This is a genomic window from Actinoallomurus iriomotensis, assembly GCF_030269445.1.
GTDB classification, from domain to species: Bacteria; Actinomycetota; Actinomycetes; order Streptosporangiales; family Streptosporangiaceae; genus Actinoallomurus; species Actinoallomurus iriomotensis.
On sequence record NZ_BSTJ01000004.1, the window covers coordinates 144,154 to 165,863 of the forward strand.

Annotated in this window: 17 protein-coding genes; 6 read left to right on the plus strand and 11 right to left on the minus strand. The window is 69.0% G+C overall.

Annotated features, from left to right (window positions below):
• Position 1 precedes the first annotated feature (1 nt).
• The gene (locus QSK37_RS18025; protein WP_285622310.1) at positions 2-1,468 is read right to left on the minus strand and encodes an arabinofuranosidase catalytic domain-containing protein; all 1,467 of its coding nucleotides are present in this window, start codon (positions 1,466-1,468) and stop codon (positions 2-4) included.
• A 101-nt stretch (positions 1,469-1,569) separates the two neighbouring features.
• Positions 1,570-3,393 carry an RICIN domain-containing protein gene (locus QSK37_RS18030; RefSeq protein ID WP_285622312.1) on the minus strand — a complete coding sequence of 608 codons (1,824 nt, stop codon included), beginning with the start codon at positions 3,391-3,393 and terminating at the stop codon, positions 1,570-1,572.
• 407 nt (positions 3,394-3,800) lie between these two features.
• Between QSK37_RS18030 and QSK37_RS18035 the strand changes: the two genes are divergently transcribed.
• Positions 3,801-4,817, plus strand: a complete 1,017-nt coding sequence (locus QSK37_RS18035) for a LacI family DNA-binding transcriptional regulator (RefSeq protein WP_285622315.1) — start codon at positions 3,801-3,803, stop codon at positions 4,815-4,817.
• 92 nt (positions 4,818-4,909) lie between these two features.
• On the opposite strand, the gene QSK37_RS18040 is transcribed toward QSK37_RS18035, so the two are convergent.
• Positions 4,910-7,330, minus strand: a complete 2,421-nt coding sequence (locus QSK37_RS18040) for a ricin-type beta-trefoil lectin domain protein (protein ID WP_285622318.1) — start codon at positions 7,328-7,330, stop codon at positions 4,910-4,912.
• A 275-nt stretch (positions 7,331-7,605) separates the two neighbouring features.
• On the opposite strand from QSK37_RS18040, the gene QSK37_RS18045 reads away from it, so the two are divergent.
• Positions 7,606-9,999: an RICIN domain-containing protein gene (locus QSK37_RS18045; RefSeq protein ID WP_285622322.1), complete on the plus strand. Its 2,394-nt coding sequence runs from the start codon at positions 7,606-7,608 to the stop codon at positions 9,997-9,999.
• A 77-nt stretch (positions 10,000-10,076) separates the two neighbouring features.
• Here the strand turns inward: QSK37_RS18045 and QSK37_RS18050 are convergent, their stop codons facing one another.
• From QSK37_RS18050 to QSK37_RS18070, 5 genes are read right to left on the minus strand one after another with little or no spacing between them, the layout of a single operon-like run.
• Complete coding sequence (locus QSK37_RS18050; protein WP_285622324.1) at positions 10,077-11,123, minus strand: zinc-dependent alcohol dehydrogenase; 1,047 nt, start codon at positions 11,121-11,123, stop codon at positions 10,077-10,079.
• Complete coding sequence (locus tag QSK37_RS18055; RefSeq protein WP_285622327.1) at positions 11,120-13,090, minus strand: DUF8034 domain-containing protein; 1,971 nt, start codon at positions 13,088-13,090, stop codon at positions 11,120-11,122. The genes QSK37_RS18050 and QSK37_RS18055 overlap by 4 nt, the downstream gene beginning before the upstream one ends.
• Before the next feature lie 29 nt (positions 13,091-13,119).
• Positions 13,120-14,016, minus strand: a complete 897-nt coding sequence (locus QSK37_RS18060) for a carbohydrate ABC transporter permease (RefSeq protein WP_285622332.1) — start codon at positions 14,014-14,016, stop codon at positions 13,120-13,122.
• Positions 14,006-14,899 carry a carbohydrate ABC transporter permease gene (locus QSK37_RS18065; RefSeq protein WP_285622335.1) on the minus strand — a complete coding sequence of 298 codons (894 nt, stop codon included), beginning with the start codon at positions 14,897-14,899 and terminating at the stop codon, positions 14,006-14,008. Before QSK37_RS18065 ends, QSK37_RS18060 begins: the two co-directional genes overlap by 11 nt.
• Before the next feature lie 29 nt (positions 14,900-14,928).
• On the minus strand, positions 14,929-16,290 hold the full coding sequence (locus QSK37_RS18070) for an ABC transporter substrate-binding protein (RefSeq protein WP_285622337.1): 1,362 nt from the start codon (positions 16,288-16,290) through the stop codon (positions 14,929-14,931).
• A 356-nt stretch (positions 16,291-16,646) separates the two neighbouring features.
• Here QSK37_RS18070 and QSK37_RS18075 point away from each other — a divergent pair, with 356 nt between their 5' ends.
• Both QSK37_RS18075 and QSK37_RS51750 read left to right on the plus strand, forming a co-directional pair.
• Positions 16,647-17,456, plus strand: a complete 810-nt coding sequence (locus tag QSK37_RS18075) for a FadR/GntR family transcriptional regulator (RefSeq protein WP_285584937.1) — start codon at positions 16,647-16,649, stop codon at positions 17,454-17,456.
• Complete coding sequence (locus tag QSK37_RS51750) at positions 17,371-18,015, plus strand: FAD-dependent oxidoreductase (protein WP_432705574.1); 645 nt, start codon at positions 17,371-17,373, stop codon at positions 18,013-18,015. Before QSK37_RS18075 ends, QSK37_RS51750 begins: the two co-directional genes overlap by 86 nt.
• Before the next feature lie 359 nt (positions 18,016-18,374).
• Here QSK37_RS51750 and QSK37_RS18080 read toward each other — a convergent pair whose 3' ends face one another.
• The 3 genes from QSK37_RS18080 to QSK37_RS18090 form a co-directional block, all read right to left on the minus strand.
• Positions 18,375-19,049, minus strand: coding sequence for a haloacid dehalogenase type II (locus QSK37_RS18080; RefSeq protein ID WP_285622340.1), 675 nt, complete (start codon positions 19,047-19,049; stop codon positions 18,375-18,377).
• Between the two features lie 53 nt (positions 19,050-19,102).
• Positions 19,103-19,882, minus strand: a complete 780-nt coding sequence (locus tag QSK37_RS18085) for an SDR family NAD(P)-dependent oxidoreductase (protein ID WP_285622346.1) — start codon at positions 19,880-19,882, stop codon at positions 19,103-19,105.
• A gap of 157 nt (positions 19,883-20,039) precedes the next feature.
• Positions 20,040-20,522 carry a peroxiredoxin family protein gene (locus QSK37_RS18090; protein ID WP_285622349.1) on the minus strand — a complete coding sequence of 161 codons (483 nt, stop codon included), beginning with the start codon at positions 20,520-20,522 and terminating at the stop codon, positions 20,040-20,042.
• A gap of 291 nt (positions 20,523-20,813) precedes the next feature.
• Between QSK37_RS18090 and QSK37_RS18095 the strand changes: the two genes are divergently transcribed.
• Both QSK37_RS18095 and QSK37_RS18100 read left to right on the plus strand, forming a co-directional pair.
• Positions 20,814-21,491, plus strand: coding sequence for a sigma-70 family RNA polymerase sigma factor (locus QSK37_RS18095; RefSeq protein WP_285622351.1), 678 nt, complete (start codon positions 20,814-20,816; stop codon positions 21,489-21,491).
• Positions 21,488-21,700 carry a hypothetical protein gene (locus QSK37_RS18100; RefSeq protein ID WP_285622353.1) on the plus strand — a complete coding sequence of 71 codons (213 nt, stop codon included), beginning with the start codon at positions 21,488-21,490 and terminating at the stop codon, positions 21,698-21,700. The genes QSK37_RS18095 and QSK37_RS18100 overlap by 4 nt, the downstream gene beginning before the upstream one ends.
• Positions 21,701-21,710: the final 10 nt, after the last annotated feature.

Genomic DNA, 21,710 nt, shown 5'->3' on the forward strand with positions numbered 1-21,710 from the left:
GTCAGCGGGGGCTGAAGTCCTGGTTGCTACCCGCCGCGTTCTTGCACGGCCACTGATCCAGCTGCTGACCCGCATTGCTCCCCGCGCCATAGACGTCCAGGCACAGGCCGCTGTTCTGGTTCTGGAACGCCCACGACCCATCGGACTGCGCCACCGGCTTCCACATCGAACCCGCCGCACCGTTACGGGCCTGCTGCACGATGTCCGGAACCCCCTGCGACGTCGAACCACCCGAAACCGCCACCACCAGACCAGAATTCTGCGCCTGCAACTCCCCAAAACCATTCGACCCCGGCACGAACTGGAACTGCTGATTCGACTGACCGTTACACGACCACTGATCAATCGCCGCACCCGACATCGACGTGTTCCCATACACATCCACGCACAAGCCGTTGTTACCGACCACCAGCTGGTGGTAGCCACTCGGGAACGAACCGCCCGTGCCACCGCCCGACCCGTACCCCGCGGCCGTGATACTCGCCTGCACCGCGTTCTCCGTCGCGTCGGACGGATAGCCCTTCGTCACGGCGCCCTCGAAGAACTCGCCCTGGCCGCTGACGCTGTTGTCTCCGCCGGTGCCCAGCAGGATCGAACTGTCGGTGCGCATCGGCGAATAGCCGTTGGGCAACGCGCCGGAATACGGCGTCGTCAGTCCCCCGCTGGCCGCGTTGCCGTATTTGAGAGTGAAATTACTGGTGCCGTTGTTCTTCTCCCACGCGCTGACGAACGGGAAGTGCACCCCGGAATTGTTCGGATCCTTGTTCGACCCGGTTCCGGTGTGGTACATCCCGTTCTCCAGATCGGCCTCCACCCATGGGCCCGATCCGACGCACCCGCCGAACCAGCAGGCGGTACCCCACTCGATCGCGTTCATGGTGGCGTTGCCGGTGTCGGTGTGGGAGTTCTCGCCGCTGCCGTAGTCGAAGCAGCACCACTGGTTCACGTAGTTCGACGAGGTCACCATGTAGATGCCTTCGGGCTGGGAGCCGGTCGGCACGCCTCTGGCGTTGTCGACCCGGTACCCGGTGCCGGGCGTCGACTTGATCCCGTACGCCGCGTGCCCGCCGATGGTGACCGGCAGTGCCATGGCGTCCGCGCCGATGTCCGCGCCGTTCGGGCCGGGCCCCTTCCAGTAACCGCCCCAGGAGATCGGCATGTCGTTGTGGTTGGTGGTCTGGTCGTAGATCTTCGTGATCGTGCACGACGTGCCGACGCAGAACGACACCTGCGGCGCCGCGTCGACGTATCCGCCCGCCGACAGCGGGTTGATGTCGAGGTACTTCTGATCGGACTTGCGCTGGATCTGGTAAAGCGGCCCGCTGTAGGAGGCGAACAGCGCGCGGGTCGTGCTGTGCGCCGCCGCGCACGGTGTCCCGCCGGCCGCGTAGATGTCACACGGTAACGACGCCGCCGAGGCGTTGTTCACCGCCGTCTGCGCGCACAAGGCGAGCACGACCGCCGCCACGGCCAGCAGGCACGTGGCCAGCAGCCGGGCCGGCCGGCGCAGGCCGGCATGGACTGAGGACATGGGAACCTCCGTCTTTCCGAGATGGGATTGGCCGGTCGTCAGCGGGGGTTGAAGTCCTGGTTGCCACCCGCCGCGTTCTTGCACGGCCACTGATCCAGCTGCTGACCCGCGTTGCTCCCCGCGCCGTACACATCAAGGCACAGCCCGCTGTTCTGGTTCTGGAACGCCCACGACCCATCGGACTGCACCACCGGCTTCCACATCGAACCCGCCCCACCATCACGGGCCTGCTGCACGACGTCCGGAACCCCCTGCGACGTAGAACCACCCGAAACCGCCACCACCAGACCAGAATTCTGCGCCTGCAACTCCCCAAAACCATTCGACCCCGGCACGAACTGGAACTGCTGATTCGACTGACCGTTACACGACCACTGATCGATCGCCGCACCCGACGCACCCGAATTGCCGTACACATCCAGGCACAAGCCGTTGTTACCGACCACCAGCTGGTGGTAGCCACTCGGGAACGAACCGGCCGTGCCACCGCCCGACCCCGGCGTCAGGTAGACACCGAACGCGTCGTGCGAGGCCTGGAAGGTGAAAGGCACGGTGACGGAGCCGCCGGCGGCGCTCATGTCCTGGTCGAGGACGACCGGGCGGGAGCCCAGCGGGGACTGGTCCGGGATGCGGTAGACGGTGACGTGGACGCTGCCGTTGTTCGCCAGCCAGGGCACCGACGACAGCCCGCTGAACGTCACGGACGCGCCGCCGGTGTAGCCGCCCGAGTCCCCGATGACGGCGACGGCGCGTTTGTTCGCGCTGTCCTCCGCGGCGGAGATCGCCGTGCTGCCGACCTGCCCGGAGGTGGCGACCAGGCTGCCGGTGAGGTCGGCGTACGTGCGGAACGCCCACCAGTTGCCGGTGGCCGCGAAGCTACCGCCGTTCACCGCGACGATGCCGGTCAGGTTGGGAATCAGGCAGCAGACCCAGTTGCCGCGCATCGCGTTGGTGTAGCCGGACTGGGCGAAGCGGGCCAGGTACCAGGCCGTCACTCCGGCGGTCTGCCGGTCCGCCGGCTGGTACTCGTTCGCCGACAGCGGGCGGCGCGTGATTCCGGCGGAGTCCAGCGCGCCGTTGAGGGCCTGTGACACGGCCACCGGGTCGTCGACGTCGCCCTCGTCGTGGTTGGTGATCTCGTCGGGCACCGTCCCGGCGGACTTGACGTGCGCCAGCCACGTCTGCCACTCGCTCCGGTTGCCGAGCGGGGTGAAGGCGAACGACGGCCCCACGATCTTCGCGTTCGGGGCGATGCGGCGGATCTCCCGGTACGCCGTGTCCCACATCTGGAAGTACTGGGTGCTGTTCACGCCTCGCGTCCAGAAGACGGAGATGTCCGGCTCGTTGTCGATGTCGTAGGCGAACTTCAGCCCCGACGCCTGGAGCGCGCCCACCGTGGCGTCGATGAAGCTCACCCAGTTGGAGCAGTCCCCGTTGTCACACGGATACACGGTGTTGGACGGCTGCCCTCCGTCCAGGCCGTACAGGTCGGTGACGATGACCTGGAACTCGGCGTTGTACGGAGCGAGCCGCCTGGCCTGCGCGATCACCGTGTTGACGTCCGTCTGCGTCTGGGAGCCGTACCGGTAGCCGTCCCCGATCCAGGCCCGGTTCACGTGCCCGCCGGCGCGGTAGGCGTTGGGACGGAGCGGTTGCAGGTACTGGTCCGGCGGCTGCGTCCCGTCCTGGTTGACGCCGTACAGGAATCCCTCGCCGACACCGGTCGACGGTCCGGTCGTGGCGGCCAGGTTCACGTTCATCGACTCGGTCGCGGCCTGAGCCGGCGCCGACAGGGGGATCAGCAACGCGAGGGCCGTGGCGGCCGCGGCCGCGAGGCGGCCGAGTCTTGCTCTCGAACTCATCGGGCTTCCTTCGGTCCGGGCCGAACCGCGAGTGGCAGGATGTGTCGAACCGATTCGCGAATCGATTCGCTGGGATGTTACGGCGGGGTTGAGTGGGGGTCAATGCCAGGTTTCGCCCTCGGGCCCGGCGCGATCGAACGGTGGCGGTCTTCCCTGGTAGAGGCCTTGCGGAGCAGGCATCGGCACCTCGGTTCGGGGCCGGCCGGCGTGAAAGTTTTCACGCCGGCCACGCCCGTCAGGCCGGGAAGGCGCTCGCACCGGAACGGCCACGCCAGGGGGCGGAGCGTTGCCCGGCAAAAAGTCGGGTGACTATACTCTTTCCTCGTCTACGAATCGATTCGACTCGCGGCACCGACCGCGCGCGCCGGTCGACAGGTCCACGGCCGCCGACGCCGCGAAGGAGCTTGATGAACATCGGGGAGATCGCCCGCCGGTCCGGCGTATCGCGCAGCACGGTGTCGTACGCCCTCAGCGGCAAGCGGTCCGTGTCCGAGGCGACCAGGCAGCGCATCCAGTCGGTCATCGACGAGTTGGGCTACCGGCCCAACGCCGCCGCCCGCGCGCTGAAGGAGGGTCGTACCCGCACCCTAGGACTGGTCGTCCCACCGGTCCGGGACCGGTTGACGTTCATGCAACTGGACTTCGTCGCCAGCGTCATGGCGGCCGCCGACCGCGCCGATCTCGACGTGCTGCTCTCCCCCGCGGCCGACGACCACGACCGCTCGTTCGAGCGGATCGTCGGCGGGCGCCGGGTGGACGGCGTGATCCTCATGGAGGTCCGCCTGAAGGATCCGCGCGTCGAGCGGCTGCGCGACATGGGGCTGCCGTTCGTCACCATCGGGCGCACCACGCGGCCGCAGGACACGTGCTGGGTCGACGTGGACTACGCGTCGCTGGCCGAACGATGCACGAACCATCTGGTCGACCTCGGGCACCGGCATCTCGCACTGGTCAACCGGTCGGCCGAGCTGGTCGCCTCGGGCTACGGCCCCGCCCACCGAGCGCGCGAGGGCTTCAACGAGGCGGTCGCCCGCCGCGGCGTGGAAGGGTTCGAGTTCTGCTGCGCCGACAACGCGGCGGCCGGAGAGTCCTGCGTCCAGGAGATCCTGCGAACCCATCCCGAGGTGACCGCGGCGGTCACGGTCAACGAGGCGGCCCTGCCCGGGGTGCAGCGCGCGCTCGACCGCGCCGGCCTGGAGATCCCGGCGCGGTTCTCCGTGGCCGGCGTCGCCGCGCGGTACTGGGCCGAGCAGTTCCATCCCGAGCTCACCGCCGCCGACGTGCCGGCGGCCGACATGGGCGCGGCGGCCGTGGAGTTCCTCATCGGCCGTATCGCCGAGCCGGACTCCCCGCCCCCGCACCATCTGTTCACTCCGCCGATCTCGCTCCGGAACAGCACCGGTCCGGCACCCACGCCGCGCTGAACCACCTGGCCGGCGTGGCACGGGGCGGCGAGCCGGGGCCGGTCCCCGGCCCGCCGGCGGCGGACCGGGGACCGGCCGATCAGCTCGCGGGGTCAGCCCCGCGACCACTTCTGGTTGCCGCCGCCGGTGCAGGTGCCCAGGTCGATCAGCGTTCCGTTGCCGGTGCCGCCGTTGACCGCGTCGAGGCACAGGCCGGACTGGACGCCGGTGACGGTGCCGTCGGTGTTGAGGTTCCACTGCTGGTTGGCGCCGCCGTTGCAGTCCCAGATGATCACGTGGGTGCCGGCGGACGTTCCGGCGCCCTCCGCGTCCAGGCACTTGGCGCCGTACACCTGGAGCTGCTTGGACGAGGTCGGCGTCCACTGCTGGTTCGTTCCGCCGTTGCAGTCCCACAGTTCGGCCTGCGTGCCGTTGGTCTGGGAGACGTTCGGGACGTCGAGGCAACGGCCGGAGCCGGTGTTGATCAGCGCGGACGGCGACCCGCCCGTACCGCCGCCCGAGCCGGGGGTGATCTTGAGGTTGTCGAACTGCGCGGTCTCGCCCTGACTCGTTCCCAGGCCGATCTGGCCCGCGCCGTAGGCGGAGTCGCTCACCGAGCCGAGAGAGGCGCCGTCGACGGTGGCGGTGATGGTGCCGCCGGAGAAGCCCAGGGCGAGGGTGTGCCAGCGGTTCGTGCCGAGTGCCGAGGTCGTGCCACTGCGCAACGTCGTCCACTGCGCGCTGGTGTTCGAGCGCAGGATCGACCAGGCTCCCGTGTCGCTGACCCGCAGGTAGTAGGCATTCAGTCCGTTCGGGTCGCCGGTGCTCTGCGCGCCGGCGCGCCCGATGACCTCGGCGTACCCGGACTTCTCCAGCAGCACGTCGGAGGAGACGGTGTAGTTGGTCCAGCCGGTGTTGCCCAGCAGTGCGTACGGGTCGGAGATCGGCTTCCACCCGATCGCGGCCTGCGTGCTGCCCTGGCGGACGCACATGCCGGAGCGGCCGCCGCCGCAGGCGCTCGCCTCGAAGGCGCCCTGCATGTCCATGAGGTACTTCGCCTCGTGGCCCGCGGAGTAGGAGTCGAAGTCGTCGCCGTACGGAAGGTTCAGCGCGCCCTGGGCCGGGCTGGTGGCCGTGCCCTTGCCCTGCCCGGTGGTGGTCGTGACGGTGTAGAGGTAGCCGGGCTGGAGGGTGAGGGAGAAGTTCCCGCCGGACGGGGTGATGTCGGCGGTGTGCACGAAGTAGTCGGCCGGGTTACCGGAGTTGAGGTTGGTCGCCCACACGTGCACCGCGCCCGTGGACAGTCCTCCGGTGACGCCGAAGTTCAGCGTCTGGGCGCTCGTGGCGTCCGCGGTCTCGATGATCGTGCTGTAGTCGGTGTTGTTCGTCGACTTCAGTGACACGTAGCTGCCGTTGTTCCGGTTGCCGCCGAGATAGCCGCTGGAGGAGTCGAGGTACTTCCACCCGGGGGCGGTGAACTGAGTGGTGTGCGCGAGCGCCCAGCTGTCCTTGCCGACGGCGTACCAGCCCGACCACGGCTGGTTCGCCAGGATGAGCCCGACGGTCGGCCACGGGATGTTCGGCGTGACCGAGGCGATCAGATCCCAGTTCAGGTAGGCGGTCATCTTGCCGTCGATATAGGACCGGTTGACGCCCCGTGCCAGCGGCGCGGCACCCCCGTTGTAGTCCTGCGAGCCGTTCTCGCTCGACCACAGCGTCTTTCCGGAGCTCGTGAAGTTCGACGGCACCGAGCATGAGGTCTGCGCGCTCAGGTATCCGCACGGATAGTGTCCGCTCAGGACGTCGACGTCGGCCCGGAAGGTGGCGTTGCTCGCGACCTGATCGGCCCCGACCCAGGCACCCGGGTACTGGTCGCCGACGATGATCTTGACGTTCGAATAGCCGGCCGCGTTCAGCGCGTTGCGGAGGTTGATCGTCCAGTTGACGTCCCACAGCTTCTCGTTCTGCGCGGCCGTCAGGTAGTCGATCGACAGGTTGTGCTGCTTGGCGCAGCCCAGCCACGACACCAGATAGTTGATCATGTCGGTGGACAGGAAGGTGCCGTTGCCGATCCATCCCGGCGCGCCCCAGGCCAGCCCGACCAGCTTGATGCCGGGGTTGCGCGCCTTGGCCTGTTCCATGATCCACCACTCGTAGCCACGATCGCAGTTCAGATCGCCGCGGAAGTGGGAGTGGCTGGGCTCGGCGCCGCTGGTGGAGTTGGTGTCACCGCCGATCTCGACCTTCAGCATCTGCAGGGCGGCCCCGTAGCCCGGCTTGAACAGGTAGTCCAGGATCTGGCCGCGCTGCGGCTCGGGATAGTCGATCAGCAGCCGGCTGTTGCCGCCGCCGCCGCTGACCGCGCCGACGCCGTCGAACGTACGACCGCCCGACGCACCGTTGACGGTGATCGAGGTGGCCGCCCGGGCCGGCGTCGTCACGGTGCCCACGACACCGCTCGCGGCCAGTAAGACACCGGTCAGCACGACCACCGTGACGCGTAGCCGCCGGAGGATGCGGCTGATTCGTGGCATGGGGCTTGTCCCTTCAGCGGACGAGACTCATTCGCATCACCTGTTCGACATCTCGTACAGATGTCGAACCGATTCGGCCTGGACGTTAAATGCGTAGGTCGGGCGTGTCAATGAGCTTTCATGACTTACCAGAGCCGACGGCGCATGAGACCCGTGAACGCCGGTGGAAGCCGTTGACCCGGATCGGCGCCGGCCGTAGCATCCGCTCGAAACCGCGCCTAGCGAATCGATTCGACATAGCGCCGCGATCGACGACCGACCTGGGAGGCCCGCCAATGTCTTCGTCTCCGTTCCTGAGACGCCGGAGGGCACCCGCCGCCCTCAGAGCGGCCGCGGTCGGGCTGCTCGCGGCGGCCGCCCTGATCGTTCCCGCGGCTTCCGCCTCGGCGGCGACCACGACGATCTACGCGTCGCCGTCGGGGAGCGGCAGCGCGTGTTCGGCCGGGCAGCCCTGTTCACTGGCGGGAGCGCAGGCAGCGGTCCGATCGATGAACGGCTCGATGTCCGGCGATATCGCGGTAGAGCTCGCCGACGGGGTCTACCGGCAGACCTCGCCGCTGCGGTTCACCGCCGCCGACTCCGGTACCGGCGGCCACACGGTCAGCTGGCAGGCGGCGTCCGGCGCGCATCCGGTGATCAGCGGCGCGAAGGCGGTCACCGGGTGGAGCCTCGCCGACTCGTCCAAGAACATCTGGAAGGCGAACGTCGGAACCGGCGTCGACACCCGGCAGCTGTACGTCGACGGTGCACCGGCCACGCGTGCGCGCACCAGCGTGAACCGGTCGGACTTCACCTTCACCGCCACCGGCATGCGGTTCTCCAACAGCGCCCTGAGCTATCTGAACAACCTGACCGGCCAGAACCGCGTCGAGGTCGAAAGTGTCGGTTCGTTCACCGACCGGTACTCGCCCGTGCAGAGCATCGGCGGCGACGTTCTGACGATGCAGCAGCCGGCGTGGAACAACAACAACTTCGGCTACGACACGCTGAGCAGCCCGTTCCGGGCCGGCCCCCTGTACCTGGAGAACGCCTACGAGTTCCTCGACTCGCCCGGCGAGTGGTATCTCAACACCACGACGGGCACCCTCTACTACATCCCGCGTTCCGGGCAGAGCATGAGCAGCGCCGATGTCGAGTTGCCGCTGCTGCAGTCGCTGCTCGACGTCGGTGGCACCTACGACTCACCCGCTCACGACCTCGCCTTCACCGGCATCACCTTCACCGGCACGAGCTGGCTGGGCCCGAGCGGCGGCCAGGGGTACGCCGACCAGCAGACCGGCGCCTACCTGTCCGGCGACCGGTCCTGGCCCGCGTTCGGCTCCTGTAACTCCGGCTGCACCCAGTTCGAGGCCGCCCGGCCGCACTGGAGCCAGATGCCCGCGGCGGTCCAGGTGTCCGCGGCGAGCGGCATCACGTTCGGCCGCGACCAGTTCGTCGACCTCGGCCAGAACGCGGTGGGCATCGGGAACGACGCGAACGCCCACGCCAGCGGTGTCGGCCTGGGCACCGCCTCCGTCACCGTCAGCGGTTCGGTCTTCACCGGCGACGCGGCCGGCGCCATCGTCGCGGGCGGTGTGCAGGCCGACGCGCACCACCCCGGCGACCAGCGGATGGTCAACAAGAACCTCACGATCAGCGACAACGTCGTCCACGACATCGGCCTGGACTATCGCGGCATCACCTCGTTCCTGCCAACGTACGTCACGAACGCCACGATCACTCACAACGAGGTGTACAACATGCCGTACTCCGGCATCTCGGTCGGCTTCGGCTGGGGTGCCAACGACGCCGGCGGCAGCAACGACTACGCCAACCGCGGCCTGTACAACTACCAGCCGCGCTACAGCACGGCGACGACCGCGTCGAACGACCAGATCACCGGCAACTACGTGCACGACGTCATGCAACAGATGAACGACGGCGGATGCGTCTACACGCTCTCGGCGAACCCGGGCGGGGTCATCAGCGGCAACTACTGCCTGCGGACGAACGGCTACTTCGGCCTGTACTTCGATGAGGGATCGCGGTATTTCACCGCTTCGGGGAACGTCTTCTCCTCCGTCGGCGGAACCTGGGCGGTCGAGAACGCCAACGGCAACAACAACACCGGAACCCTGACCCTCGCCGGCAACTGGTACAGCAACGGCGGGACCAACATCAACAATGGCGACCGCGGCAACTCGGTGTCCGGCAACACGCTGGTGAGCAACAACACCTGGCCGTCGGGCGCGCAGTCGGTGATGGCGGCCGCGGGAGTCCGGCCCGGCGACGGCGGCGGCCCGGCCACCGGCGTACTGCGCGGCACCGGCTCCGGCCGGTGCCTGGACGTGCCGAACGGGTCCCAGAGCGACGGCACCTACCTGCAGATCTACGACTGCAACGGCGGTGCGGGCCAGCAGTGGACCCTCAATGCGAGCAACGAGCTGACGGTGTACGGCGGGAAGTGCCTGGACGTGCCGAACAACGCCACCAGCCCGGGCACGCGGGTGGAGATCTGGACCTGCAACGGCGGAGCGAACCAGCAGTGGCACCTGAACGCCGACGGCACCGTGGTCGGCGTGGGCTCGGGGCTGTGCCTGGACGTCACGGGCCAGGCCACCGCCAACGGCACCGCCGTGGAGATCTGGACCTGCAACGGCCAGGGCAACCAGAAGTGGAGTCGCAGCTGACCTGACCGGCGTGCCTCATCCAGACGCGCCGGTGACCACCGCGAGCCTTCCGTTCGGTGCGAAGGCTCGCGGATCGGTCATCGCGAGTCCGCCTTCTCGTTCGTCCTGCAGTCGACCAGGACCTTCATGACGTCCGCCCGGGATTCGAGCGCCGCGAACGCCTGCGCCGCCCGATCGAGGGGTTCGATCCGCGAGATCAGCGCTCGGGCGGGGATCTCCCCCTCGGCGATGAGACCGACGGCCGTCTCGAAGTCGGCCCGGTCGTACAGGCGCGCGCCGAGCAGGGTCAGTTCGCGCCAGAAGAAACGGTGGAGGCTGATCTCCCGCGCGACGGGGTGAATGGCGACCTGAACCATGCGGCCGCGGGCGGCCAGCGCGTCGACGGCGGCGGTGACGCCGGCCGCCGTGCCGGAGACCTCGAACGCCGCAGCGGCACCCGCTCCGCCGGTCCATCGCTCGACGAACTCGGCGAGGTCGCCTCCGCCCGGATCGGCGCAGGTCAGACCGAGTCCCTCGGCGACGGAGCGCCGGTACGGGTCCGGTTCCACCAGCAGCACGCCCGCCCCGGACCGCCGGGCGACGATCGCGATGAGCAGCCCGATCGGGCCGCCGCCGACCACGACCGCCTGCTCCCCCGGCCGTAGCTCCGCGCGCCGTACGTCGTGTGCGGCCACGGCGGTGGGCTCGACGAGGGCGGCGTGCTCCAGGGCCAGGTCCGTGGGGAGCCGGACCAGCGTGGACGCGGGCACGGTCCAGCTGTTCTGCAGGGATCCCGCCGCGTCGATGCCGAGGAAGACCAGACGGTGACAGAGGTGCGCGTGGCCCGCACGGCAGGCCGGGCAGGTCCGGCAGGGAACCAGCGGCATGACGGTGACGGGGTCCCCCGGCCGCCAGTCACGAACGCCGGCGCCGACCTGCGCGATCCGGCCCGACATCTCGTGGCCGATGACACAGGGCGGGTCGACTCGGCCGTCCATGTCGCCGTGGAGAATGTGCAGGTCGGTGCCGCAGATCCCGGTGTAGGCGACGTCGACGCGGACCTGTCCCGGCGACGGTGGCGTCGGCTCGGCGGGGTCGATCCGCAGCCGTCGCTCCCCGGCGTAGGCGACGCGTCGAGCGGTCACGAGTCCTCCCCTTCGCGGAGTGACGTCGCGTGCGGGGAGGAGTGGCCCTCGCGCTCCTGCGTGTCGAACGGCGTGCGATACGACGGGGGGCGCGTACGCAGGTCGAGATCCAGCGTGAGGCGGATCCGGGTCGACCTGGGCAGCTCCACGAGAAGCCAGGGGCCGTCGACGTCGATCTCCTCCGATGCCACGACCGGCCGGCGGTGCCCGTAGTCGTACATGTCGCCGATCCAGGACGGGTCGTCGCAGACCGTGTGGCGCACCGTGCCGATGGTGTGCTCCGCGAACGCCCCGGCCTGCACGATGACGCGGCGTGCCGACCGCGGGTCGAGGTTCACCAGGTCGACGACGGTCGCCTCCGGATCGATGCGGGACACCAGGGCCGCGACCTCGGGGGGAAGGCCCGGGCGCCGCGCGTCGGCGTCGTAGTAGCGCACCCGCGCCTGCTGCAGGCCGCCGTTGTAGACGACCTGCGGGCCGCCCCAGGTCAGCTGAACGAGGGCCTCGGTGACCACCGGGTTCGACTGCTGCCAAACGTGGATGTCGGCCTCGGGCACGTCCATGCCGCGATATCGCTCCATGCGGGTCAGGCGATGCCGCACCTGAGCCTGCGCGGCGGCGAGGATCCGTTCCGGGTAGCCGGGATCGTCGCCGGCGAGGAAGGCGAACCAGGGCTCCTCGTGCCCGGCCTCCTCCTTGCTGCGAAACGGCCGGACGGTCCGCCAGTCGTAGCCGGAGGCCGCCCGCAGCCGCTCGATGCGCTCCCGGTCGGCGTCGGACGCGGAGTGGTGCCACAGCGCGATGGGCACCGCCATCAACATGGGGTTGTAGTCGAACCAGCCGCGGTCACCGTACCGGAACGGCACGTGCAGCGTGGGTGTGCGGACGTCCTCCTCGAGCTGGACGGTCCACTTCGACTCCAGGCTGGAATCGGCCTCGGTGAAGGCCAGCACCTCGCCGCGGGCGATGATCTCGTCCAGCGCCGGGCGTACGAGGTCGAGGTGAGCATCGTCGCCGGTCGCGCCGGCGGCGGCGAGGGCGCCGACGATGGCGGCGTGCCCGACGCTGTACCAGCCGTGCGGCCAGGACCAGCCGTAGTGGCCGCCGTACCAGCGGCCTTCGAGCAGGCCGCCGACCGTGCCGTCCGGGGCGACGTTGTCGGGCAGTACGCCGCCGTTGGCGGCGGCGCGCTCGCGCCACGCGCCGACGTACTCGGCGATCCAGTCCCGGTATCGCGACTCACCGGACAGCGTCCAGGCGTTGAGGACGAGCCCTGCGGCGGCCAGGTTGACCGCGGTGTCGCCGGTGCCCATGCGGCGACGCATCTCCTCGCCGAGCCGCGGGTCGCGATCCGGCGCTTCCGGCTCGGCGCCGGGCGGCAGCACCCACTCAAGCGGGAAGCCGTACGTCCGCGCCTCTTTGGGCAGCCAGGGATAGGCGTCGCCGTCGAAGAGCCCTTCCCTCCGCGGGTCGCTGCCGTTGTGGGGCCGGCGGATGACGCGGTGCGCGGGATCGTAGTTGCCGTGCGCCGGGTCGACGTACAGATCCGCGAACCGCAGCGCTCGCTCCGTCCAGCGCTCGGGCGCGGCCATGCACAGGAAGTAGAACAGCAGCAGGCTCTCGCCTTGGTGGAACCAGTCGTAGCCGCGTTCGTACTCCTCATGCAGCATGCCCAGTTCGGTGAGCTGCCGGGTGACTCCCTCCCAGTGCCGTTCGGACGCGGCGAGCAGGTCGTCGGCCCCGCCGAGGAGGTAGAGCTGGGGCCAGTTGAAGAAGGTCTCGTAGAAGTCGTCCACGCCATCGCGTGAGGTGAGCCGGTCGTGGTAGAGCAGCCGCCCGTCCGGGCCGGTGAAGTCGCGCGCGAACCGGCGCCAGGCGTGATCGAGCAGGTCGAACAGCCAGCGCTGCGCTATCGCCCAGCCCGGCGGTTCGAGCAGCGGTACCGAGGCCGTGATGACGGGATGCATCCGGGACTCTCCATTCCGGGGCGCGGGGATCAGCCCTTGGTCGCGCCGGCGAGCATTCCGGCGACCAGGAAGCGCTGTGAGAACAGGAAGACGACGAGTACGGGCGTGATCGCCAGCAGCGTGGCCAGCGCCAGCTCGGGTCGCTGGACCTCGAGCGAGCCGACGGTCGGGTTGAACTGGGGGACGTTGTTCAGCAGCGTGCCCAGACCGACCTGGACCGGGAACTGGCCGCTCTCGGGCAGCAGGACGTACGGGAGGAAATAGTTCGTCCAGTTGGCCACGAAGCTGAAGAACCCGACCAGGGCGACGACCGGCGCGGCCAGCGGCAGGGCGATCCGGCGGAAGGCGCCGAACTCCGAGCAGCCGTCGAGTTTCGCGGCGGCCAGCAGTTCTCTGGGCATCGCGGTGCTGAAGTAGATGTAGGTGAGGTACACGCCGAACGGATAGAACGAGTACGGCAGGATGATCGACCACATCGAGCCGACCAGGTGGACCGCGTCGACCTCCAGGAACAACGGCACCACGAGCGTCGCGTTCGGCATGAGCATGACGACCAGGGTCGCCACCAGGAGAGTGCGGCGACCGCGGAACTCGGTCATCGCGAGCGCGTAACCGGCGGGAATCGTCACGCACAGTGTGATCGCGAGTGCGACGAACGAGTAGAGCGCGGAGTTGCCCAGCCATTGGAAGATCGCGTCGTCCTGGTACGAGGTCAGCGCGTCCCAGTTGTGCCGCAGTGCGGACCAGGACCCGGCCGAGAGCGGGTCGCCGTGGACGAGTTGCTCGTCGGTCTTGGTGGCCGCCAGCAGGAGCCACAGGACCGGGACGACGAAGAACAGCAGGAACACCGCGAGCACCAGGGCGCGGAGCGGGTTCGGCGGCCGCCGGCGAACGGCGCGGCCCGGCCGCCGGGGGTCAGTCGGCATCGAAGAACCCCGATCTGGCGACGAACAGACCCGCGACGACGAGCCCGACGACCAGCAGCTCGACCGAGATGGCCGCCGCGGAGCCGACGTTGTCGTTCTGGAAGGCGAAGTCGTAGGAGAGCTGGTTGAGCGAGTAGTCGCGGCCGGCCACCCCGTTGCTCGCCTGCGACAGCAGTTGCGGCTCGACGAACAGCTGGGTGCCCGCGGCGAAGGACAGAATCACCATGTAGACGATCCACTTGCGCAGGAGCGGCAACTGGATGCGCCACGCGACCTGCCAGGGCCCGGCCCCGTCGATCCGGGCCGCCTCCAGCACGTCCGGGGAGATGTTGTTCAGCGCGCCGTACATGACCACGATCCAGCCGCCCGCACCCGTCCAGAACGCGATGACGGCCAGCAGGATCGGCAGGTGTCCGGGCGCGATGACCTGGCCGAAGGTGTCGTAGCCGAGAGCACGCAGCAGGAAACCCACCGGGCTCACCGCCGGGTCGAGCATGAACAGCCAGACCATCGCGCTCGCCGCCCCGGCCAGCGCGCCGGGGAGGTAGTACAGGAAGCGCAGGGCCCGGTCGGCCGCGCGAACGGTCAGGCCGTGCAGCGAAAGCGCGAGCCCGACGACCAGGACCACCAGGAAGACGAGCCAGACCAGCAGGTAGAGCGCCACGTGCCCGATGGCCGGCAGGAAGCGGAAGTCGGCCGCCGCGGTGGTGAAGTTCGACAGTCCGGCGAAGCGCTCGCTCGCGTCGGTGAAGGCGAAGTAGATCGCGTAGACCGTCGGCACGACGCCGAACGCGATCAGCAGCACGACGTACGGGGCGACGAAACCGTGTCCGGCCCGGCCAGGCCACGCGATACGCGATGCCCCGTGCGACGGAGCGCCCACCGGTCTTCCCTGTCTGGTGTTCCGCTCCCTCACTGGCCGACCTTGTATCCGTCGGACCGCGCGTAGTTCGCGATCGCGTTCCGCCATGCGGGCAGGAGAGAGACGATCGTCTTGCCCGCGGTCACGCCCGGTGTGACGGTGGCCGCCCAGATCGCCTCCTGGCTGAACTGGCCGTATCCCCAGCCGGGCCACACCCGCCCGGCCTCCGTTTGGAGCGGCCCGGCGATGTCCCCCGCGTAGTAGCGGGAGGAGGTCTGGTTCGCCAGCCACGCCTTGGCCGCGGCCGTGTACGCCGGATAGCCGGGAGCGACCTTTCCCTGGTAGTCGTTCGCGGTGGTCACCCAGGTGAGGAAGTCGGTGCCGGCCTTCAGGTGGGCGCTGTGCGCCGACAGCAGCCAGGTGCCGCCGCCGACATTGCCGGCGGAGGGGGCCGGGTCGCCGGACCACTGGGGCGTCGGGGCGACCGCGATCTGGCCGGCGGGGGTCTTGAACGTGCCCTGGAACAGCGAGCCGCCGAACCACGAAGGGCCGGGCAGCATGAGGATCCTGCCGGCCTGGTTCTTGTCGAAGTCGGAGCTGAACACGCTGCTCGTGGACATGGTGTGGTTCTTGATCAGGGTGTCCAGCAGTGAGGCCATCCGGGTGCAGTTCGCGCTCGTCGTGTCGATCGTGACGGCCTTGGGGCCGGTGATCTGGTTGGCGCCGCACTTGCTCGCCCACATGTAGATCTCGGGGGTGAAGTTGTCACCCGCGGAACCGACCAGGTACCCGGGATGCCCGGCGGCGACCTTCTCGCCCAGCGCCCGATACTCCTCCCACGTCGCCGGGACCCGGTAGCCCCACTTCCTCATGAGGCCGGCGTTGTACCAGAGCACGGTCTGGGACAGGTCGTTGCGCAGGCAGTACAGCGTGCCGTTCGCCATGCACGGGTCGTTGGCGCCGCGAGCGAAGCCGTCGAGGACGGACCGTGGGATCAGACCCTTGTTCAGCGGAGCGGCGAAGCCCGCCTGCACCGCCCAGGAGACCTCGTTGTTCTGCGAACTGAAGACGACGTCCGGCCATCCCCTGCGGATTCGGTTGAACAGGCTCACCTTGGTCTGGAGGTAGTTCGAACCGTTGGCGTCCCCGTCATAGGTGACGATGTTCATCTTCACCGCGGGATGTTGCCGCTGGTAGAGCTGGGCGGCCGCCAGACGCGTCGAGTCCACCCACACCGTCAGCGGCCCGTCGGTCTGCGGCGCCTTCTTGAGACCTCCCTGCCCGCCGGCGGCTCCCCCTCCCCCGCAGGCCACGACGGTCAACGTGAACGCGCTGCCGAGGGCCAGCAGCACGGCGCGGCGACGGCTCCTGCCTGATCTCCTCGCGCCGTCGGCGCGGGCCTTCCTTGTCATTGGCTGCTCCACTGACGTCGTGGGACCCGCCGACCAGCACATGGCGGGCGGGAAATGTGTCCTACTCATCTCGCCGAACTTCGAACGGGCGAGGTGGTCCGCGGCGTCGCGGAGGCTCTGGCGAGCACCTCGGCCCAGCTGACTCCTGTCGTCCCTCATCAGAGCTCCGGAGCCCGAGGTCGTCAAGAGGAGAGGCGGGCCCATTTTTACGGCCGTGTTACGGCGACCAGGCCAGGAGAGCGACGTTGGACCAGCTCACCTGACGTGCGAGCGACACGATAAGTCTTACTCATCTTCGCTTCGTACACCGACAGATGTATGCTCCTTGGGCGGCAACGGTGGGTCATACTCTCAGGGTGACCCGCAACGAAGGAGGCACGCCGGTGGACGGCACGCCCAAGCCGGCTGCGACCGATGCGCCGCCGCCGGAGCAGGACGGCGACGCACGGCGGACCGGCGCGTACCGGCCACGCTATGAGCTGGTGGCCGAGCAGATCCTCCAGCTCATCGCCGAGCTGCGCCTGCGGCCCGGCGACCGGATGCCCACCGAGAACGAACTCGCCGCACGCCTGGGCACCAGCCGGACCGTCGTACGAGAAGCCGTGAAGATCCTCTCCGCGATCGGCCGGCTACGTGCCCAGAAGGGCCGCGGACTCTATGTCGCCGACGACGAGGGGATGCTCGGCTCATCGCGTTGGGGTGGCTTCTTCCTGCCGACCGACCTCGATCACGTCTACATGCTGTTCGAGTTCCGCCGGGTCCAGGAGACCGCGGCCGGCCGGCTGGCCGCGGCCCGGGCCACTCCCGCCGAGCTCCGCGCCATCGAGGCCGCCGCCGAGATGTGCCGGGAGGGGTATTCGACCGGCCAGACGGCGCTGTTCGACCAGGGTGACGACGACTTTCACCTGGGCATCGCCACCGCTTCGCACAACCCGTTCCTCGTCGCGGCGGTCCGCGAGGCCCGGCGCCTCCAGCGCCAGTCCAGCACGATCGGCCTGCACGGCACGGTCGGCGGCCACGCCGAGGAGGCCGTCGAGGAGCACGCCGCGATCTACCAGGCCATCCGGGACGGCGACCCCGATGCCGCAGCCCAGGCCGCGGCCGTTCACCTCGACAAGACCCTCGACGACTACCGGCGCGAGATCCAGCGCCGCGTGTTCGGCTGATTCACCCGGTCGGCGCGGCCTCGGCCTTGTACGGGGATGGACGACGACAAAGGTGCCAGGCCGGATCTGTGTCGGCGGCGCCCTCCAGCATGCCGTTCGCTGCGACGGCCGCGCCGAGTACGGCCATGACCTCTTGCTTCGTCCGTGTCCTGCTCCCAGTGCGGAACCCTCGGACGGACGGCCCACGGCGGTCATCGGCCTGCTTGACCCTCGCGGTAGGCGGTGTCGAGGACTCCCCTCGCGCGCTCCCGCGATCCCCGATGTTCCCGGGCTGCGGGAGGCGCGTCCGTGGACGAACCGGGAGGCGACCAGCACACGGCAGACGCCCAAGCGGCTCATCGTGATCGGCGGCGGGCCCGTCGCGTGCGAGATGACGCAGGCGCTGCACGCCCTCGGCGCCGTCGAGAGCATCATCCTCGTGCGCGAGGACCGCCTACTCACTCGGACCGAGCCGTTCGCCGGTGAGCTGGTGTCCCCGTCCCTCGCGGAATCGGCATCGACCTGCACTTCGGCCGCTCACTCGCTCGGGTCGAACGCCAGGCGACCGGCGGGCCGGTGATGGTCCAGGCCGATGACGGCTCGCGGTTCGAGGCCGACGAGATCCTCGTCGCCACCGGCCGCCGACTGGGGGTGTACGACATCGGCCTGGAGACGATCGGGAGGCGGCGGGACGGGCCCATCGAGGTGGATGCGAGCATGCGGGCGACAGGTCCGCATGGCGCCCACAGCCGCATCGGCCGCCTCGCGGTGATGACCAGGCTGGAACTCGGCCGGCGGCTACGGCTGGTCGAGCTCCTGGCGTACGGCTGGTCGGGCCGGCGTTCACGGCCGGCCATGGACGACCAGGTCATGGCGGCGCCGGCCGGTGCACGTTCGACCGGGTGGGGACCGCCTGGTGAGCGAGCAGCGTGGACGCTGCTATTCGGTGTCCATTGTCATGATCTGGTCGACGACGTCGGCGACGTCGGCGCCGACGATGTCAGGTCGGCCGCCGAGTGGGCTCGGCACCATGCCGGGGCGTGTGACGAAGGCGGCCTTGCATCCGGCGGCGAGCGCTCCGGACACGTCCCAGGAGTGCGCTGCGACCAGGCGGACTTCCGCCGGATCGACGTCGAATGCCCGCGCGACCGTGAGGTAGGGCTCCGGAGCGGGCTTGAGCCGTTTCACAGCGTCGGCCGAGATGACGCCGTCGAAATGCTCGCGGATCCCGGCATTGGTCAGTTGTGCTTCGGCGACCGTCTGGATCGAGTTCGTCAGGGCGACGAGCGTGAGGTCGGTGGTGCGCAGCCGCCGTAGGGCTCCGGGAACCTCCGGATGGGCCGGCAATGAGCTCATCCGGCTCACCACCGCGGTGGCCTCATCGGTCGTGAGGGTATGCCCGTGTCGTTCGGCGAGCATGTGCAGTGCCGCGTGTTGTGCGGTGGTGAAGTCCACGTACTCGCCGGTCAGTCCGCCGACGAATGACAGCTGGAGCATCTGTGCGAACCACTGCCCGCGCAGGGCGGCCGAGCCCAGCAGGTCCTCGAACGCGTCATCGAGCGAGCTGAGATCCAGCAGGGTTTCGTTGACGTCGAATGCGATCACCTTGGTCATGGCCTGTCTCCTCGTGTGAGTGATACCGGTCGGGCCTACTTCACGGGGCTTCATCACGGGCGTGAATGGGAGACGGAGTCGGTGACATCCCAGATCTGCCCCGTTTCCTCGCCCGGAAGCCGGTCGAGGAGCGACCTCGCAGACCGCTCCGCGGTGATCAGGGAGCCCTCCGCGTACGAGCGGCTGAACCGTTGGTGCAGGTTCACGCCGATCCGGTCGGGGTCCTGGCCGCGGATCCATGCCTGCATCGCGGTGTCGACCGATCCAGGCCGGAAGGCATTGACGGCGACACCGCTGTCGGCCAGTTCAGCGGCGAGATTCACGGTGTGCGCCTCGAGCGCCGCCTTGCCGGTGACGTAGGCGTTACCTCCGACCATGGATGCCGGGCGGGTGACGACACCGCTGGAGACGTTGACGATACGGCCCCACTTCTGCTCGAGCATGGCGGGTAGCAGCGCGAAGGTCAGTGAGGCGACGGCCACGACGTTGACGCCGATCGCGGCCGCCCAGTCGGTGGAATCGATCTCGGCGCTCGGGCCGAGCGGCCACACGACGGCGGCGTTGTTGATGGGAATGTCCACGCCCCCGAGTTCGTCACGGGCGCGTGTCGCGCACCGGGCGAGCTGGTCTGGATCCGCGACGTCCGCCGTGATCACCACTGCCGTGCCGCCGAGTTCGTGGACGGACGCGGCGCTGTCGGTGAGTTCGTCGTGCGAGCGCGCGACCAGTGCCACACGGACGCCCGTCTTGGCCAGTTCCAGCGCGATCGCCCGCCCGATGCCGCGTCCCGCGCCGGTCACCAGCGCCGTGCGGCCGTTGAGCGAAGTAGTCATGAATGGTTTGCGGCGGCGCTGCGCACCTGTCTTACCTTCTGGTTGTCCCGAGTCGTGAGCATGGCAGGTGTGGTGACGGAGCCAGCAGGCGGAAATCGGTCGTTATGCCGCGTTTCCACCTGCTGGAGCGCCGTGCGCGAAGCTCGTTCGCCGGTGGCTAGCCGGCCGCGTGCTCGCGCAGGTAGCGGATCAGGCCGGTCACATCTTCGGGGACGAGCCTGCCGATGGCTCCGCTGGAGTACACGCTGACGATGACCTTGCCATCGCCGTCGAGTACGAAGCCTGTCGACTGAAGGTACTTCGGGTCCTGATTGACGAACGCGCCGGTCGCTTCGGCGATTTCGTCCGCGTCGGCGCTGTGCCCGAGCGGGAAGGTCAGGCCGTGCTCGTCGGCCAGGGCCCGTGTCGTGGCTTCGTCCTCGACGGTGAGCGCGACGACCTTGGCGTCGAGTCCGGTGAGGGTGTCCAGGGCACGCTGGAAGGCGCGCAGCTGTGCGTTGCAGTACGGGCACCAGTGCCCGCGGTAGAACAGGATGACGCCGAAGTGGCCGCGCAGAACGTCAGGCAGCGCTAGTGAACCGCCGCCGAGAGACGGGACCGTCAGCGACGGGAACCGGTCGCCCGGATTGAGGAGCGGCATGTGAGGTGTCCTTTCCGTTGTGGTGTAACTGTCGCCCGGGCGCGTCGCCGTGCCCCGTGCGCCGCCGGCCCGCCATCATCAGGCGATGACGGTTCCCTCTTCTCCGGTGGCACCAGGGACGGTCACCAAGCCGAGCCGAACGGACTGTTAGCGCAGCCGGAGCGGGCCGGGCTTACCTGAGATCCCGCCGAATCTGTTCGGCGTTCGCGTTTCGTAAGATCAATCGGCATCCGTCCACCGGGGCGGGGGCCGATGAGAGCTGGTCCAGATCAGGCACCGTAGGCTCGAATCATGTCGCCATCGGAGCCGCCCGATACCGCGGACCGCGAGCTCACGCGCCGGCAGGCCGCGTACCGAGACTCGCGCGACTGGGTGAGCGCGTTGACCGGTACGGGATCGGCGCGTGAACAGGCGATCACGAATCTCCATGAGTTGCTGTTGCGAGTCGCCCGACGGGAGACATCCAGGCGCCGGGCGGCCCTCGGCATCGACGGACCCGAACTCGACGACCTGGCCCACCAGGCCGCGGCGGACGCGTTGGTCGCGATCACCGCGAAGGTTCGCCAGTTCCGAGGAGAGAGCCGGTTCACGACGTGGGCCTACAAGTTCGTTGTACTCGAGGTGGCCAACAAGATCGGACGTCATTTCTGGCAGTGGCGGACATGGCCGATCGAGCCAGAGGACTGGGATCGACTGCCTGACCGGTTCGGCCTCCGGCCGGAAGATCAGGCCGAGTGGCGGGATCTGGTCTCGGCACTGCGCCGCGCGGTGAACGAGGAACTGACCGAACACCAGCGCCGGATCTTTTCGGCCCTCGTACTGGGTGGCGTGCCGGCGGACGCGTTGGCCATCAAGCTGGGGACGACCCGCAACGCTCTCTACAAGGCCTTGTTCGACGCACGGCGTAAGATACGCGCGAACCTGGTCGCCAACGGATATCTGACGCTCGATGAGGTGGAGCGATCATGAGCGGCTGGTCATCTCTCGAGCGGTTCCTGCGAACGGATCCGCTCGACGCGGGCTGTGCGGGTACCTTCGATCTGCTCGACCTCTACGTGGAAGAACGGCTCGCGGGTGGCGATCCCGAAGAACGCTTCCCCGGTGTCGCCGCTCACCTGCGGATCTGCGACCCCTGCCTGGACGACTACGAAGGTCTGCTCGCCGCCGCCGGGGTCTGACACCTGCCGC

Bases quoted from the DNA above. Each gene is read 5' to 3' on its own strand.
- QSK37_RS18030 (WP_285622312.1), bottom strand. From the start codon at position 3,393: ATGAGTTCGAGAGCAAGACTCGGCCGCCTCGCGGCCGCGGCCGCCACG.
- QSK37_RS18035 (WP_285622315.1), top strand. From the start codon at position 3,801: ATGAACATCGGGGAGATCGCCCGCCGGTCCGGCGTATCGCGCAGCACG.
- QSK37_RS18040 (WP_285622318.1), bottom strand. From the start codon at position 7,330: ATGCCACGAATCAGCCGCATCCTCCGGCGGCTACGCGTCACGGTGGTC.
- QSK37_RS18045 (WP_285622322.1), top strand. From the start codon at position 7,606: ATGTCTTCGTCTCCGTTCCTGAGACGCCGGAGGGCACCCGCCGCCCTC.
- QSK37_RS18055 (WP_285622327.1), bottom strand. From the start codon at position 13,090: ATGCATCCCGTCATCACGGCCTCGGTACCGCTGCTCGAACCGCCGGGC.
- QSK37_RS18060 (WP_285622332.1), bottom strand. From the start codon at position 14,016: ATGCCGACTGACCCCCGGCGGCCGGGCCGCGCCGTTCGCCGGCGGCCG.
- QSK37_RS18070 (WP_285622337.1), bottom strand. From the start codon at position 16,290: ATGACAAGGAAGGCCCGCGCCGACGGCGCGAGGAGATCAGGCAGGAGC.
- QSK37_RS51750 (WP_432705574.1), top strand. From the start codon at position 17,371: ATGCCGCAGCCCAGGCCGCGGCCGTTCACCTCGACAAGACCCTCGACG.
- QSK37_RS18080 (WP_285622340.1), bottom strand. From the start codon at position 19,049: ATGACCAAGGTGATCGCATTCGACGTCAACGAAACCCTGCTGGATCTC.
- QSK37_RS18085 (WP_285622346.1), bottom strand. From the start codon at position 19,882: ATGACTACTTCGCTCAACGGCCGCACGGCGCTGGTGACCGGCGCGGGA.
- QSK37_RS18090 (WP_285622349.1), bottom strand. From the start codon at position 20,522: ATGCCGCTCCTCAATCCGGGCGACCGGTTCCCGTCGCTGACGGTCCCG.
- QSK37_RS18095 (WP_285622351.1), top strand. From the start codon at position 20,814: ATGTCGCCATCGGAGCCGCCCGATACCGCGGACCGCGAGCTCACGCGC.
- QSK37_RS18100 (WP_285622353.1), top strand. From the start codon at position 21,488: ATGAGCGGCTGGTCATCTCTCGAGCGGTTCCTGCGAACGGATCCGCTC.